Genomic DNA, 18,762 nt, shown 5'->3' with positions numbered 1-18,762 from the left:
ATGGCGACCAGAAGGTCAATAGTTTGGCATAAACTAGATCGCGAAAAATTCTAGCCAATTATTTGACGCCATTAACACCATAGACTACGCCCCTCCTGTCTGGCGCCCTAACTTGGGCTGCCACATGGATTTCATCAGAACGGAACGCCGGAGAAAATTTTAATGAGCAGTGTTGTTGCCATCGTCAAAAGCATTGTTGGTCAAGTTTTCGTTATTTCTCCGGAAGGGGCACGCCGCGTCCTGGTTGAAGGTGATCGCCTGTTCGCGGGCGACCAGATCGACACCGGCATGTCCGGCGCGGTCAGCCTGGAACTGGCTGATGGACGCACGCTGGACCTGGGTCGGGATACCCAGTGGAGCGCCGATCTCCCGGACTCCAGCCTCGACCTGGCAGCAGCCACCGAGCAAGCCGCGCCGTCCGTTGCCGAGCTGCAGCAAGCCATCGCCGCCGGTGCCGACCCAACCACCGACCTGGAAGCCACCGCCGCAGGCGCAACCGCTGCCGGTAATGGTGCTGCAGGCGGCGGCCACAGCTTCGTAGTGCTGGATGCGACTGCCGGCCGCGTCGACCCGACCATCGGCTTCCCGACCGGCCCTCTGGGCCAGGCCACCTCGACACAAACCCAACTCGCGGGCGCCCAAGGCTCCACCGAAACGGGCAACCTGGTGTTGCAGGCCTCAACCCTGACCTTGAGCGCGACCCCGACCATCACCGAAGCCGGCGGCGTACTGACCTACACCGCCACCGTGACCCAGGCGCCGACCAGCAACCTGAACATCACCCTGTCCAACGGCGCGGTGATCACCATCGTTGCCGGCCAAACCACCGGCACCGTCAACGTACCGCTGGCGCCGAACGACAGCCCGTACATTGATCCAAGCCAGATCAGCGTTACCGTCACCGGCACCACCGGCGGCAACAACCTGGTGCTGACCATCGACCCTAATCCGGCCGTGACTCAGATTACCGACACCATCGACACCACCACCGTCACCCTGACGGCGGGCGAGACGGTGACCGAAGGCGGTCAGATCACCTACACCGCCACCCTGACCAACCCGGCGCAGACGCCGGTGACTGTCACGTTGAGCAATGGCTCGGTGATTACGATCAAGGCCGGGGAGTCGGTGGGTACGGTGGTCGTGGATACCCCGGCTAACGACGTCTACAACAACGGATCCACGGTCAGCACGACCATTACCGGCGCAAGCGGCGGCAACTTTGAAAACCTGGTGCCGAGCACTACGCCTGCGGTTACTACGATTACTGATTCGATCGATAACACCACGGTTTCCCTGACTGCGGATAAAGCGTCGGTGGTTGAAGGCGGTGACATCACCTACACCGCAACCTTGACTAACAAAGCGCAAACCGACGTTACCGTCACGCTTTCGAATGGCCAGACGATCACGATTAAAGCCGGTGAAACCGTGGGTTCGACGGTGTTCCAGACTCCGGCTAACGACGTCTATAACAACGGTTCGACTGTCAGCACTACCATCGCCAAAACTGAAGGCGGTAACTTTGAGAACTTGGTTACCGATCCGAAAGCGGCTGAGACCACCATCACCGACTCGATCGACAACACCACGGTTTCTCTGACTGCTGATAAAGCGTCGGTGGTTGAAGGTGGCGATATCACCTACACCGCGACTTTGACTAACAAGGCGCAGACCGACGTTACCGTCACGCTTTCGAATGGTCAGACCATTACCATCAAAGCGGGTGAAACTGTCGGCTCCACGGTGTTCCAGACTCCGGCGAACGACGTCTATAACAACGGCTCAACCGTCAGCACTACGATCGCCAAAACTGAAGGCGGTAACTTTGAGAATCTGGTAACTGATCCGAAAGCGGCTGAGACCACCATCACCGATTCGATTGATAACACCACGGTTTCTCTGACTGCTGATAAAGCGTCGGTGGTTGAAGGCGGCGATATCACCTACACCGCGACTTTGACTAACAAGGCGCAAACCGACGTCACCGTCACGCTTTCGAACGGTCAGACGATCACTATTAAAGCCGGTGAGACCACCGGCTCGACTGTGTTCAACACTCCAGCCAACGACGTCTACAACAACGGTTCCACCGTCAGCACCACCATCGCGAAGACTGAAGGCGGTAACTTTGAGAACCTGGTCACCGATCCGAAAGCGGCTGAAACAGCCATCACCGATTCGATCGATAACACCACGGTTTCCTTGACCGCTGATAAAGCATCGGTGGTTGAAGGCGGTGACATCACCTACACCGCGACCTTGACCAACAAGGCGCAGACCGACGTCACCGTCACGTTGAGCAATGGCCAAACCATCACCATCAAGGCCGGTGAAACCGTAGGCTCCACGGTGTTCAACACCCCAGCCAACGATGTCTATAACAACGGTTCGACTGTCAGCACCACCATCGCCAAGACCGAAGGCGGTAACTTTGAGAACTTGGTAACCGATCCGAAAGCGGCTGAAACTACCATCACCGATTCGATCGATAACACCACGGTTTCGCTGACTGCTGATAAAGCGTCGGTGGTTGAAGGTGGTGATATCACTTACACCGCGACTTTGACTAACAAGGCGCAAACTGACGTCACCGTCACGCTGAGCAACGGCCAGACGATCACTATCAAAGCCGGTGAGACCACTGGCTCGACCGTGTTCAACACTCCAGCCAACGATGTCTATAACAACGGCAGCACGGTCAGCACCACCATCGCGAAGACCGAAGGCGGTAACTTCGAGAACTTGGTCACCGATCCAAAAGCGGCTGAAACAGCCATCACCGACTCGATCGACAACACCACGGTTTCTCTGACTGCCGACAAAGCCTCGGTCGTTGAAGGCGGCGATATCACCTACACCGTAACTTTGACCAACAAGGCGCAGACCGACGTCACCGTAACGTTGAGCAATGGCCAGACCATCACCATCAAGGCCGGTGAAACTGTCGGCTCGACCGTGTTCAGCACCCCAGCCAACGACGTCTACAACAACGGCAGCACGGTCAGCACCACCATCGCCAAAACCGAAGGCGGTAACTTCGAGAACTTGGTCACCGATCCAAAAGCGGCTGAAACCACCATCACCGACTCGATCGACAACACCACAGTTTCGCTCTCCGCTGACAAAGCATCGGTCGTTGAAGGCGGCGATATCACCTACACCGCGACTTTGACCAACAAAGCGCAAACTGACGTCACTGTCACGCTTTCGAATGGCCAAACCATCACCATCAAGGCCGGTGAAACCGTAGGCTCCACGGTGTTCAACACCCCAGCCAACGACGTTTACAACAATGGCAGCACCGTCAGCACCACCATCGCCAAAACCGAAGGCGGTAACTTTGAGAACCTGGTAACCGATCCAAAAGCGGCTGAAACAGCCATCACCGACTCGATCGACAACACCACGGTTTCGCTCTCCGCTGATAAAGCGTCGGTCGTTGAAGGCGGTGACATTACCTACACCGCAACCTTGACCAACAAAGCCCAAACTGACGTCACCGTTACGCTTTCGAACGGTCAGACGATCACTATTAAAGCCGGTGAGACCACAGGTTCGACTGTGTTCAACACTCCAGCCAACGACGTCTATAACAACGGCAGCACGGTCAGCACCACCATCTCGAAGACCGAAGGCGGTAACTTCGAGAACTTGGTCACCGATCCAAAAGCGGCTGAAACAGCCATCACCGACTCGATCGACAACACCACGGTTTCGCTCTCCGCTGATAAAGCGTCGGTCGTTGAAGGCGGTGACATTACCTACACCGCAACCTTGACCAACAAAGCCCAAACTGACGTCACCGTTACGCTTTCGAACGGTCAGACGATCACTATTAAAGCCGGTGAGACTACAGGCTCGACTGTGTTCAACACTCCAGCCAACGACGTCTATAACAACGGCAGCACGGTCAGCACCACCATCGCGAAGACCGAAGGCGGCAACTTCGAGAACTTGGTCACCGATCCGAAAGCGGCTGAGACCACCATCACCGATTCGATCGATAACACCACGGTTTCCCTGACTGCCGATAAAGCGTCAGTAGTTGAAGGCGGTGATATCACTTACACCGCGACTTTGACTAACAAGGCACAGACCGACGTTACCGTCACGCTGAGCAATGGCCAGACCATTACCATCAAAGCGGGTGAAACTGTCGGCTCCACGGTTTTCCAAACCCCGGCGAACGACGTCTATAACAACGGTTCGACTGTCAGCACCACCATCGCGAAGACCGAAGGCGGTAACTTCGAGAACTTGGTCACCGATCCAAAAGCGGCTGAAACAGCCATCACCGATTCGATCGATAACACCACGGTTTCTCTGACTGCTGATAAAGCATCGGTGGTTGAAGGCGGCGATATCACCTACACCGCGACTTTGACCAACAAAGCGCAAACTGACGTCACCGTCACGCTTTCGAACGGTCAGACGATCACTATTAAAGCCGGTGAGACTACAGGCTCGACTGTGTTCAACACTCCAGCCAACGACGTCTATAACAACGGTTCGACTGTCAGCACTACGATCGCGAAGACCGAAGGCGGTAACTTCGAGAACTTGGTCACCGATCCAAAAGCGGCTGAAACCACCATCACCGACTCGATCGACAACACCACAGTTTCGCTCTCCGCTGACAAAGCATCGGTCGTTGAAGGCGGCGATATCACTTACACCGCGACCTTGACGAACAAGGCGCAGACCGACGTCACCGTAACGTTGAGTAATGGCCAGACGATCACTATCAAAGCCGGTGAAACTGTCGGCTCGACCGTGTTCAACACACCGGCCAACGACGTTTACAACAACGGTTCGACTGTCAGCACCACCATCGCGAAGACCGAAGGCGGCAACTTCGAGAACCTGGTTACCGATCCGAAGGCAGCTGAAACAGCCATCACCGACTCGATCGACAACACCACGGTTTCGCTCTCCGCTGATAAAGCGTCGGTCGTTGAAGGCGGTGATATCACTTACACCGCGACTTTGACTAACAAGGCACAGACCGACGTCACCGTAACGCTGAGCAACGGCCAAACCATCACCATCAAGGCTGGTGAAACTGTCGGTTCGACCGTGTTTAACACTCCAGCCAACGACGTCTATAACAACGGTTCGACTGTCAGCACCACCATCGCGAAGACCGAAGGCGGCAACTTCGAGAACCTGGTGACCGATCCGAAAGCGGCCGTCACTTCGATTACCGATTCGATCGACAACACCACGGTTTCTCTGACTGCTGATAAAGCCTCCGTGGTTGAAGGCGGCGATATCACCTACACCGCGACATTGACTAACAAAGCGCAAACCGACGTTACCGTCACGCTTTCGAATGGCCAAACCATCACCATCAAGGCCGGTGAAACCGTCGGCTCGACCGTGTTCCAGACTCCGGCGAACGACGTCTACAACAACGGTTCGACTGTCAGCACCACCATCGCCAAGACCGCGGGCGGCAACTTCGAGAACCTGGTCACCGATCCGAAAGCGGCTGAAACCACCATCACCGATTCGATCGATAACACCACGGTTTCGCTCTCCGCTGACAAAGCATCGGTCGTTGAAGGCGGTGATATCACCTACACCGCGACGTTGACCAACAAGGCGCAAACTGACGTCACCGTCACGCTTTCGAACGGTCAGACGATCACTATTAAAGCCGGTGAGACCACCGGCTCGACTGTGTTCAACACTCCAGCCAACGACGTCTATAACAACGGTTCGACTGTCAGCACTACGATCGCGAAGACCGAAGGCGGTAACTTCGAGAACTTGGTCACCGATCCGAAGGCAGCTGAAACAGCCATCACCGATTCGATCGATAACACCACGGTTTCCTTGACCGCTGATAAAGCCTCGGTCGTTGAAGGCGGCGATATCACCTACACCGCGACATTGACTAACAAAGCGCAAACCGACGTCACCGTCACGCTGAGCAATGGCCAGACCATCACGATCAAGGCCGGTGAAACCGTCGGTTCGACTGTGTTCAACACTCCAGCCAACGACGTCTACAACAACGGTTCCACCGTCAGCACTACCATCGCGAAGACCGAAGGCGGTAACTTCGAGAACCTGGTGACCGATCCGAAAGCGGCCGTCACTTCGATTACCGACTCGATCGATAACACCACCGTCTCCCTGACCGCCGACAAAGCCTCTGTAGTTGAAGGCGGCGATATCACCTACACCGCGACTTTGACCAACAAGGCGCAGACCGACGTCACCGTAACGTTGAGCAATGGCCAAACCATCACCATCAAGGCCGGTGAAACCGTAGGCTCCACGGTGTTCAACACCCCAGCCAACGACGTTTACAACAATGGCAGCACCGTCAGCACCACTATCGCCAAAACCGAAGGCGGTAACTTTGAGAACCTGGTCACCGATCCGAAAGCGGCTGAAACAGCCATCACCGATTCGATCGATAACACCACGGTTTCCTTGACCGCTGATAAAGCCTCGGTCGTTGAAGGCGGTGATATCACCTACACCGCGACTTTGACCAACAAGGCGCAAACTGACGTCACCGTCACGCTTTCGAACGGTCAGACGATCACTATTAAAGCCGGTGAGACCACAGGTTCGACTGTGTTCAACACTCCAGCCAACGATGTCTATAACAACGGTTCGACTGTCAGCACTACGATCGCGAAGACCGAAGGCGGTAACTTCGAGAACTTGGTCACCGATCCGAAGGCAGCTGAAACAGCCATCACCGATTCGATCGATAACACCACGGTTTCCTTGACCGCTGATAAAGCCTCGGTCGTTGAAGGCGGCGATATCACCTACACCGCGACATTGACTAACAAAGCGCAAACCGACGTCACCGTCACGCTGAGCAATGGCCAGACCATCACGATCAAGGCCGGTGAAACCGTCGGTTCGACTGTGTTCAACACTCCAGCCAACGACGTCTACAACAACGGTTCCACCGTCAGCACTACCATCGCGAAGACCGAAGGCGGTAACTTCGAGAACCTGGTGACCGATCCGAAAGCGGCCGTCACTTCGATTACCGACTCGATCGATAACACCACCGTCTCCCTGACCGCCGACAAAGCCTCTGTAGTTGAAGGCGGCGATATCACCTACACCGCGACTTTGACCAACAAGGCGCAGACCGACGTCACCGTAACGTTGAGCAATGGCCAAACCATCACCATCAAGGCCGGTGAAACCGTAGGCTCCACGGTGTTCAACACCCCAGCCAACGACGTTTACAACAATGGCAGCACCGTCAGCACCACTATCGCCAAAACCGAAGGCGGTAACTTTGAGAACCTGGTCACCGATCCGAAAGCGGCTGAAACAGCCATCACCGATTCGATCGATAACACCACGGTTTCCTTGACCGCTGATAAAGCCTCGGTCGTTGAAGGCGGTGATATCACCTACACCGCGACTTTGACCAACAAGGCGCAAACTGACGTCACCGTCACGCTTTCGAACGGTCAGACGATCACTATTAAAGCCGGTGAGACCACAGGTTCGACTGTGTTCAACACTCCAGCCAACGATGTCTATAACAACGGTTCGACTGTCAGCACTACGATCGCGAAGACCGAAGGCGGTAACTTCGAGAACTTGGTCACCGATCCGAAAGCGGCTGAAACAGCCATCACCGACTCGATCGACAACACCACGGTTTCGCTCTCCGCTGATAAAGCGTCGGTCGTTGAAGGCGGTGACATTACCTACACCGCGACTTTGACCAACAAAGCGCAAACTGACGTCACCGTAACGTTGAGCAATGGCCAAACCATCACCATCAAAGCTGGCGACTCCGCAGGCTCGACGGTATTCAACACACCGGCCAACGACGTTTACAACAACGGTTCGACTGTCAGCACCACCATCGCGAAGACCGAAGGCGGCAACTTCGAGAACCTGGTTACCGATCCGAAAGCGGCTGAAACCACCATCACCGACTCGATCGATAACACCACGGTTTCTCTGAGTGCCGATAAAGCGTCAGTAGTTGAAGGCGGCGATATCACTTACACCGCGACCTTGACGAACAAGGCGCAGACCGACGTCACCGTGACCCTGAGCAACGGTCAGACGATCACTATTAAAGCCGGTGAGACCGTCGGTTCGACCGTGTTCAACACTCCAGCCAACGATGTCTATAACAACGGTTCGACTGTCAGCACCACCATCGCGAAGACCGAAGGCGGCAACTTCGAGAACCTGGTTACCGATCCGAAAGCGGCTGAAACCACCATCACCGATTCGATCGATAACACCACGGTTTCGCTCTCCGCTGACAAAGCATCGGTCGTTGAAGGCGGTGATATCACCTACACCGCGACTTTGACCAACAAGGCGCAAACTGACGTCACCGTCACGCTTTCGAACGGTCAGACGATCACTATTAAAGCCGGTGAGACCACAGGCTCGACTGTGTTCAACACTCCAGCCAACGACGTCTACAACAACGGTTCCACCGTCAGCACTACGATCGCTAAGACTGAAGGCGGTAACTTCGAGAACTTGGTAACTGATCCGAAGGCAGCTGAAACAGCCATCACCGATTCGATCGACAACACCACAGTTTCTCTGACTGCTGATAAAGCGTCAGTAGTTGAAGGCGGCGATATCACTTACACCGCGACCTTGACGAACAAGGCGCAGACCGACGTCACCGTAACGTTGAGTAATGGCCAGACGATCACTATCAAAGCCGGTGAAACTGTCGGCTCGACCGTGTTCAACACCCCAGCCAACGACGTCTACAACAACGGCAGCACGGTCAGCACAACTATCGCCAAAACCGAAGGCGGTAACTTTGAGAACTTGGTCACCGATCCGAAAGCGGCTGAGACCACCATCACCGATTCGATCGATAACACCACGGTTTCTCTGAGTGCCGATAAAGCGTCAGTAGTTGAAGGCGGCGATATCACTTACACCGCGACCTTGACGAACAAGGCGCAGACCGACGTCACCGTAACGTTGAGCAATGGTCAGACGATCACTATTAAAGCCGGTGAGACCACAGGTTCGACTGTGTTCAACACTCCAGCCAACGACGTCTATAACAACGGCAGCACGGTCAGCACCACCATCGCGAAGACCGAAGGCGGCAACTTCGAGAACCTGGTGACCGATCCGAAAGCAGCCGTCACTTCGATTACCGATTCGATCGATAACACCACGGTTTCCCTGACTGCCGATAAAGCCTCGGTAATTGAAGGCGGCGATATCACCTACACCGCAACCTTGACCAACAAGGCGCAAACCGACGTCACCGTAACGCTGAGCAACGGCCAAACCATCACCATCAAGGCCGGTGAAACTGTCGGCTCGACCGTGTTCAACACCCCAGCCAACGACGTTTACAACAATGGCAGCACCGTCAGCACTACGATCGCGAAGACCGAAGGCGGTAACTTCGAGAACTTGGTCACTGATCCGAAAGCGGCCGTCACTTCGATTACCGACTCGATCGATAACACCACAGTCTCCCTGACCGCCGACAAAGCATCGGTCGTTGAAGGCGGCGATATCACCTACACCGCAACCTTGACCAACAAAGCGCAAACCGACGTCACCGTGACGCTGAGCAACGGCCAAACCATCACCATCAAGGCCGGTGAAACTGTCGGCTCGACCGTGTTCAACACCCCGGCCAACGACGTCTATAACAACGGTTCGACTGTCAGCACCACCATCGCGAAGACCGAAGGCGGTAACTTCGAGAACCTGGTGACCGATCCGAAAGCGGCCGTCACTTCGATTACCGACTCGATCGACAACACCACGGTTTCGCTCTCCGCTGATAAAGCATCGGTAGTTGAAGGTGGCGATATCACTTACACCGCAACCTTGACTAACAAGGCGCAGACCGACGTTACCGTGACGCTGAGCAACGGCCAAACCATCACCATCAAAGCTGGCGACTCCGCAGGCTCGACGGTTTTCCACACCCCAGCTAACGACGTCTACAACAACGGCTCGACTGTCAGCACCACCATCGCCAAGACCGCGGGCGGCAACTTCGAGAACTTGGTCACCGATCCGAAAGCGGCCGTCACTTCGATTACCGACTCGATCGATAACACCACAGTCTCCCTGACCGCCGACAAAGCATCGGTCGTTGAAGGCGGCGATATCACCTACACCGCAACCTTGACCAACAAAGCGCAAACCGACGTCACCGTGACGCTGAGCAACGGCCAAACCATCACCATCAAGGCCGGTGAAACTGTCGGCTCGACCGTGTTCAACACCCCGGCCAACGACGTCTATAACAACGGTTCGACTGTCAGCACCACCATCGCGAAGACCGAAGGCGGTAACTTCGAGAACCTGGTTACCGATCCGAAAGCGGCTGAAACAGCCATCACCGATTCGATCGACAACACCACGGTTTCCCTGACTGCCGATAAAGCATCGGTGGTTGAGGGCGGCGATATCACCTACACCGCGACTTTGACTAACAAAGCGCAAACAGACGTCACCGTGACGCTTTCGAACGGTCAGACGATCACTATTAAAGCCGGTGAGACCACAGGCTCGACTGTGTTCAACACTCCAGCCAACGACGTCTATAACAACGGCTCAACCGTCAGCACCACCATCGCGAAGACCGAAGGCGGTAACTTCGAGAACCTGGTTACCGATCCGAAGGCAGCTGAAACAGCCATCACTGACTCGATCGATAACACCACGGTTTCCTTGACCGCTGATAAAGCCTCGGTCGTTGAAGGCGGCGATATCACCTACACCGCGACTTTGACCAACAAGGCGCAAACTGACGTCACCGTCACGCTTTCGAACGGTCAGACGATCACTATTAAAGCCGGTGAGACCACAGGCTCGACTGTGTTCAACACTCCAGCCAACGACGTCTACAACAACGGTTCCACCGTCAGCACTACCATCGCGAAGACCGAAGGCGGTAACTTCGAGAACTTGGTCACTGATCCGAAAGCGGCCGTCACTTCGATTACCGACTCGATCGATAACACCACAGTCTCCCTGACCGCCGACAAAGCATCGGTCGTTGAAGGCGGCGATATCACCTACACCGCAACCTTGACCAACAAAGCGCAAACCGACGTCACCGTGACGCTGAGCAACGGCCAAACCATCACCATCAAGGCCGGTGAAACTGTCGGCTCGACCGTGTTCAACACCCCGGCCAACGACGTCTATAACAACGGTTCGACTGTCAGCACCACCATCGCGAAGACCGAAGGCGGTAACTTCGAGAACCTGGTCACTGATCCGAAAGCGGCTGAAACAGCCATCACCGATTCGATCGATAACACCACGGTTTCCTTGACCGCTGATAAAGCATCGGTGGTTGAAGGCGGTGACATCACCTACACCGCGACCTTGACCAACAAAGCGCAGACCGACGTCACCGTCACGTTGAGCAATGGCCAAACCATCACCATCAAGGCCGGCGACTCCGCAGGCTCGACGGTGTTCAACACTCCAGCCAACGACGTCTATAACAACGGTTCGACTGTCAGCACTACGATCGCCAAAACCGAAGGCGGTAACTTCGAGAACTTGGTCACCGATCCGAAGGCAGCTGAAACAGCCATCACCGATTCGATCGACAACACCACGGTTTCTCTGACTGCTGATAAAGCATCGGTGGTTGAAGGCGGCGATATCACCTACACCGCGACCTTGACCAACAAAGCGCAGACCGACGTTACCGTCACGCTTTCGAATGGCCAGACCATTACCATCAAAGCGGGTGAAACTGTCGGCTCGACCGTGTTCAACACACCGGCTAACGACGTTTACAACAACGGTTCGACTGTCAGCACCACCATCGCGAAGACCGAAGGCGGTAACTTCGAGAACCTGGTCACCGATCCGAAAGCGGCTGAAACAGCCATCACCGACTCGATCGACAACACCACGGTTTCCTTGACCGCTGATAAAGCATCGGTGGTTGAAGGCGGTGACATCACCTACACCGCGACTTTGACCAACAAAGCGCAAACTGACGTCACCGTCACGCTTTCGAATGGCCAGACGATCACTATCAAAGCGGGTGAAACTGTCGGCTCGACAGTGTTCAACACCCCAGCCAACGACGTTTACAACAACGGCAGCACCGTCAGCACCACCATCGCCAAAACCGAAGGCGGTAACTTTGAGAACTTGGTCACCGATCCGAAAGCGGCTGAGACCACCATCACCGACTCGATCGACAACACCACAGTTTCCCTGACTGCAGATAAGGCTTCGGTAGTTGAAGGCGGCGATATCACCTACACCGCCACCTTGACCAACAAAGCGCAAACCGACGTCACCGTAACGCTGAGCAACGGCCAAACCATCACCATCAAAGCCGGCGACTCCGCAGGCTCGACGGTTTTCCACACCCCAGCCAACGACGTCTACAACAACGGCTCGACCGTCAGCACCACGATCGCCAAAACCGCGGGCGGCAACTTCGAGAACTTGGTAACCGATCCGAAAGCAGCCGTAACCACGATTTCCGACTCGATCGATAACACCACCGTCTCCCTGACCGCCGACAAAGCCTCTGTAGTTGAAGGCGGCGATATCACCTACACCGCAACCTTGACCAACAAAGCGCAAACCGACGTTACCGTCACGCTGAGCAACGGCCAAACCATCACCATCAAAGCCGGCGACTCCGCAGGCTCGACGGTTTTCCACACCCCAGCCAACGACGTCTACAACAACGGCTCGACCGTCAGCACCACGATCGCCAAAACCGAAGGCGGTAACTTCGAGAACTTGGTCACCGATCCGAAAGCGGCTGAAACAGCCATCACCGATTCGATCGACAACACCACGGTTTCTCTGACTGCGGATAAAGCGTCGGTGGTTGAAGGCGGTGACATCACCTACACCGCAACCTTGACTAACAAGGCGCAAACCGACGTCACCGTCACGCTGAGCAATGGCCAGACCATCACGATCAAGGCCGGTGAAACTGTCGGCTCGACCGTGTTCAACACACCGGCCAACGACGTTTACAACAACGGTTCGACTGTCAGCACCACCATCGCGAAGACCGAAGGCGGCAACTTCGAGAACCTGGTGACCGATCCGAAAGCGGCTGAAACAGCCATCACCGACTCGATCGACAACACCACGGTTTCGCTCTCCGCTGATAAAGCGTCGGTCGTTGAAGGCGGTGACATTACCTACACCGCAACCTTGACCAACAAAGCCCAAACTGACGTCACCGTTACGCTTTCGAACGGTCAGACGATCACTATTAAAGCCGGTGAGACTACAGGCTCGACTGTGTTCAACACTCCAGCCAACGACGTCTATAACAACGGTTCGACTGTCAGCACTACGATCGCGAAGACCGAAGGCGGTAACTTCGAGAACTTGGTCACCGATCCAAAAGCGGCTGAAACCACCATCACCGACTCGATCGACAACACCACAGTTTCTCTGACTGCTGATAAAGCGTCGGTGGTTGAAGGCGGCGACATTACCTACACCGCAACCTTGACCAACAAAGCGCAAACCGACGTCACCGTCACGTTGAGCAACGGCCAAACGATCACCATCAAAGCCGGCGACTCCGCAGGCTCGACGGTTTTCCACACCCCAGCCAACGACGTCTACAACAACGGCTCGACCGTCAGCACCACGATCGCCAAAACAGCGGGCGGCAACTTCGAGAACCTGGTCACCGATCCGAAAGCAGCCGTCACTTCGATTACCGATTCGATCGATAACACCACCGTCTCCCTGACCGCCGACAAAGCCTCTGTAGTTGAAGGCGGCGATATCACCTACACCGCGACCTTGACCAACAAAGCGCAAACCGACGTCACCGTCACGCTGAGCAATGGCCAAACCATCACCATCAAAGCCGGCGACTCCGCAGGCTCGACGGTTTTCCACACCCCGACTAACGACGTCTACAACAACGGTTCCACCGTCAGCACTACGATCGCTAAGACTGAAGGCGGTAACTTCGAGAACCTGGTAACCGATCCGAAAGCGGCCGTCACTTCGATTACCGACTCGATCGACAACACCACAGTTTCCCTGACTGCCGATAAAGCCTCGGTAATTGAAGGCGGCGATATCACCTACACCGCCACTTTGACCAACAAGGCGCAGACCGACGTCACTGTAACGTTGAGCAATGGCCAGACGATCACTATCAAAGCCGGTGAAACCGTCGGTTCGACTGTGTTCAACACTCCAGCGAACGACGTCTACAACAACGGTTCCACCGTCAGCACTACGATCGCTAAGACTGAAGGCGGTAACTTCGAGAACTTGGTCACCGATCCGAAAGCGGCCGTCACTTCGATTACCGACTCGATCGATAACACCACGGTTTCCCTGGCTGCCGATAAAGCCTCGGTAATTGAAGGCGGCGATATCACCTACACCGCAACCTTGACTAACAAGGCGCAAACCGACGTCACCGTCACGCTGAGCAATGGCCAAACCATCACCATCAAAGCCGGCGACTCCGCAGGCTCGACGGTTTTCCACACCCCAGCCAACGACGTCTACAACAACGGCTCGACCGTCAGCACCACGATCGCCAAAACCGCGGGCGGCAACTTCGAGAACTTGGTAACCGATCCGAAAGCAGCCGTCACTTCGATTACCGATTCGATCGATAACACCACGGTTTCCCTGACTGCCGACAAAGCATCGGTCGTTGAAGGCGGCAATATCACCTACACCGCAACCTTGACCAACAAAGCGCAGACCGACGTCACCGTCACGCTGAGCAACGGCCAAACCATCACCATCAAGGCCGGCGACTCCGCAGGCTCGACGGTGTTCCACACCCCGGCAAACGACGTCTACAACAACAGTTCCACCATCAGCACCACGATCACCAAAGCCGTCGGCGGTAACTTCGAGAACCTGGTTACCGATCCTAAATCCGCAGTCACTTCGATTACTGATTCGATCGACAACACTACCGTCAACATCACCGGCGATGCGTCGGTGACTGAAGGCGGCACGGCGCACTACACCCTGACGCTGAGCAACCCGGCGCAAACCGATGTGACCGTGACGCTCAAGTACAGCGGCACCGCGACTGACGGTTCGGATTTCACCGGCGTGTACACCGTGAAAATCCCGGCCGGCGCAAGCAGCGTGGCGTTTGATGTCCGCACGATTGACGACAAGATCACTGAGCCGACGGAAAGCCTTGTCATCACGATCGACAAGACCACAGGTGGCAACTTCGAGAACCTGGTGATCGGCAAAGGCAGCGTCACCACCAACATCATCGACAACGATGCGCCGCCGGTCATCGACCTGGACGCCAACAATTCCAGCGGCGCCACCGGTGCCGACTACAAGGTGACCTTCACCGAAGGCACCAGCGGCCCGGGCGTGTCGATTGCCGACACCGATATCAAGATCACCGACCCGGACAGCACAATGCTGAGCGGCGCGACGATCACCCTGACCAACGCGCAAGCCGGTGATGCCCTGAACCTGGGCAACAGCGTGAATGGCATCATCGTCAGCACCAACAACCAGACGGGTACGATCACCCTGACGTTGTCGGGCAGCGCGACGCTGGCTGACTACATGCAGCGCATCCAGAACATCACGTTCACCAACAACAGCCACGACCCGAGCACCACGCCACGGACCATCACCGTGACCGTGACCGATGGCGGCAATTACTCCAACGTGGCTACTACCACGGTCAACGTAGTCGCGGTCAACGATGCGCCAGTGGCAACCGGCAGCGCCGTGACCGGCACCGAAGACACGCCGCTGGCCCTGACCTGGGCTAACTTCGGCGTGACTGACGTGGACTCGCCACAAGCCAGCCTGGGCGTGAAAATCACCGACCTGCCGGTGGCCGGCAAGCTGCAGTATCTGGCGGCGGATGGCACCACCTGGACCAACGTGACTGCGGGCCAGACGTTCACCAAGGCCCAGATTGACGGCGGCCAATTGCGCTTCATGCCGAACGCCAACGAGTCTGGCGCCGACGGTTATGGCGGCACCGGTATTGGCAACAAGCAGGCCGATTACGCGCAGTTCAAGTTCCAGCCTACGGATGGCAAGGATCTGGGCACCAGCGCCACGGTGAAAGTCGATATCACACCGGTGGCTGACGCTCCGACCCTGAATGTGGCTGACAACAACGTCAATTCGGTCGGTTTGCTCAAGCAAAGCTGGAACAGCATCGCAGGCATCGGCAGCAACGGTAACGGCGCGTCAGCAGCCGACCTGAAAAAAGCCATTGATAACGCCGGTGCACCGAACAGCAGCGGCGTCGTGACCAACGTCGAGTCCAGTGCCAACGTCGCCGCCGGTGCAGGCTCGAAGATTTCCGGCCTGATCTACATGGAAGCCGGCAAGACCTACACCTTCAGCGGCACCGGCGATGACAGCCTGGTGATCAACGTCGGCGGCAAAGACGTGGCCAGCGCGCAATGGGGCACCAACAGCGGCAAGTTCAGCGGCTCGATCACCCCGACCGTGAGCGGCTACTACAGCCTCGAGATTTACCACGCCAACCAGTCCGGCCCCGGCAGCTATGACGTCAACCTGTCGGTTAACGGCGCACCGGCCACAGACCTGAGCACCAGTGGTGTGCCGCTGTATACCGGCATCACTGACCTGACCAACGCCGGCGTGACCGTGTCCGACCTGCATGGCAGCAACGGTGACGGTTACTACGTGGGCTACAAGCTCAACGAAGGCCAGGAAAACGGCACCGTGAAGCTGTCCAAGGTGACTACCGCGCTGACCGACACCGACGGCTCGGAAACCCTGAGCGTGAAGATCAGCGGCGTACCGGCAGGCTCGGTGCTCACCGATGCCTCCGGGCACACTTTTACCGCGACTAAAACCGTGGGCGAAGTCAACGTCACGGGCTGGGACTTGAACACCCTGACCATCAAGCCGCCGACCTACTACAGCGGCCAGTTCAACCTGACCGTGACGTCGACCTCCACCGAAAGCCTTGGCGGCTCGGCCGTCACCACCGCGCAATTGCCGGTGACGGTGTACCCAGCCACCTACAGCTCGATCACCGGCACCTCGGGCAGCGACGCCATCACTGGCAGTGATGGCAACGACATCGTCGTGGCCGACATCGGCGGCCTCAACGTGGTGCAGGGCAAGAACTACAACATCGCGTTCATGGTGGACAGTTCCGGCAGCATGAGCACCGCGTCGATCAACGCGGCCAAGGCTTCGCTGACCTCGGTGTTCAACTCGCTCAAAGACAGCCTGGGCGCCAACACGTCCGGCACGGTGAACATCTTCCTGGCGGACTTCGATACCCAGGTGAACAAGTCGGTGGCGATCAACCTCAACGATCAAAACGCCCTGACCTTGCTCAAATCCGTGCTGGACTCGATGGTGTCGGGCGGCGGCACCAACTATGAAGACGTGTTCAAGACCACGGCCAACTTCTTCCAGAGCGGCCTGGCCACCGGCAACACCGGCGCCACCAACTTGACCTACTTCATCACCGACGGCCAGCCGACGTACTACCAGAGCGGCGAGCAGTCCAACCCGACGATTTACAACGTGAAGCTGGACGACTTGGTGACCACGTCCAACTACACACTGGGCACAACGTTCGGCAAGTATCTGGATAACACCCACTACTTCAGCATCGACTCCTCGGGTTCGGCGCAACTGCAAACCTGGAATGGCTCGCGCTGGGTCGCCAACACGCTGGGCACCCTTCATGCCCAAGGTGACGGCACCTACGAGCTGTCCAACCTGAACGGTACGGGCTACAGCACCGACTCGGCGACGCTGAGCAACGCCAAAAGCGCCTTTGCGTTGCTGGGTGGGTTGTCGCAAGTGGAAGCCATCGGCATCAACAGCGACGTCACCCTCAACGACCTCAAGCCGTACGACAGCGATGGCAAGCCGCAAAGCAACATCGACCCTAAAGATCTGGCCAACGCGATTCTCGGCCACACCGAAGCAACGCTGCCAGGCGCCGACACCATCAGCGGTGGCGACGGCAACGACATCATCTTCGGCGACCTCGTGAGTTTCAGCGGTATCACCGGTGAGGGTTACAACGCGCTGCAGGCCTTTGTTGCACAGAAAACCGGTGTCGCCGTCTCGGCGGTGACCACCTCGAACGTGCACCAGTACGTCACGGAGCACTACGCCGACTTCGACGTATCCGGCGCCAAAGACGGCAACGACACGCTGCTCGGCGGCGCAGGCGATGACATCCTGTTCGGCCAGGGCGGTAATGACTACCTGGACGGCGGCAAAGGCAATGACATCCTGCTGGGCGGCACCGGTAACGACACCCTGATCGGCGGGCCGGGCAACGACATCCTGATCGGTGGTTCAGGGGCCGACACCTTCGTGTGGAAGGCGGGCGACCTGGGCAACGATGTGATCAAAGACTTCAAGGCCTCGGAAGGCGACCGGATTGATCTCAAGGATCTGTTGAAAGGTGAGACGGACAGCACCATCGACAATTTCCTCAAGATCACCACGGTAGATGGCGTGTCGACCTTGCAAGTCAGTACTGAAGGCAAGCTCAACACCGCCGGCGGCCTGGCCAATGCCGATGTGACGATCAAGCTGGAAGGCAACGATTGGTCCCACACCAGCATCAACTCGCTGATCAGTGGTGCCGACCCGACCATCAAGATCGATCACACCGCCTAAGACGCACTGGATCGGCCGCCCACTCGGGCGGCCGATTTATTTGGCTGATGCGTTGCTGGCCCTGGCGGGCAGTTGCATCGCATACTCGCGGCCATACACACACCATTGACCTATGCTGGTGAACGCGTGTGGCTC

1 protein-coding gene is annotated in these 18,762 nt (G+C 56.6%); it reads left to right on the top strand.

The features are described from left to right. The first annotated feature begins 162 nt into the window (after nucleotides 1-162). Nucleotides 163-18,627 (top strand): LapA family giant adhesin, encoded by an 18,465-nt coding sequence (locus ACA065_RS00670; protein WP_497692890.1) that lies wholly within the window; start codon nucleotides 163-165, stop codon nucleotides 18,625-18,627. Nucleotides 18,628-18,762 lie beyond the last annotated feature (135 nt).

This window comes from Pseudomonas sp. LBUM1640 (assembly GCF_059716225.1).
This window is presented reverse-complemented; position numbering and strand designations above follow the sequence as displayed.

What these genes read in the sequence shown, in the direction of transcription:
- ACA065_RS00670 (WP_497692890.1), top strand. Translation starts at nt 163, where the DNA reads ATGAGCAGTGTTGTTGCCATCGTCAAAAGCATTGTTGGTCAAGTTTTC.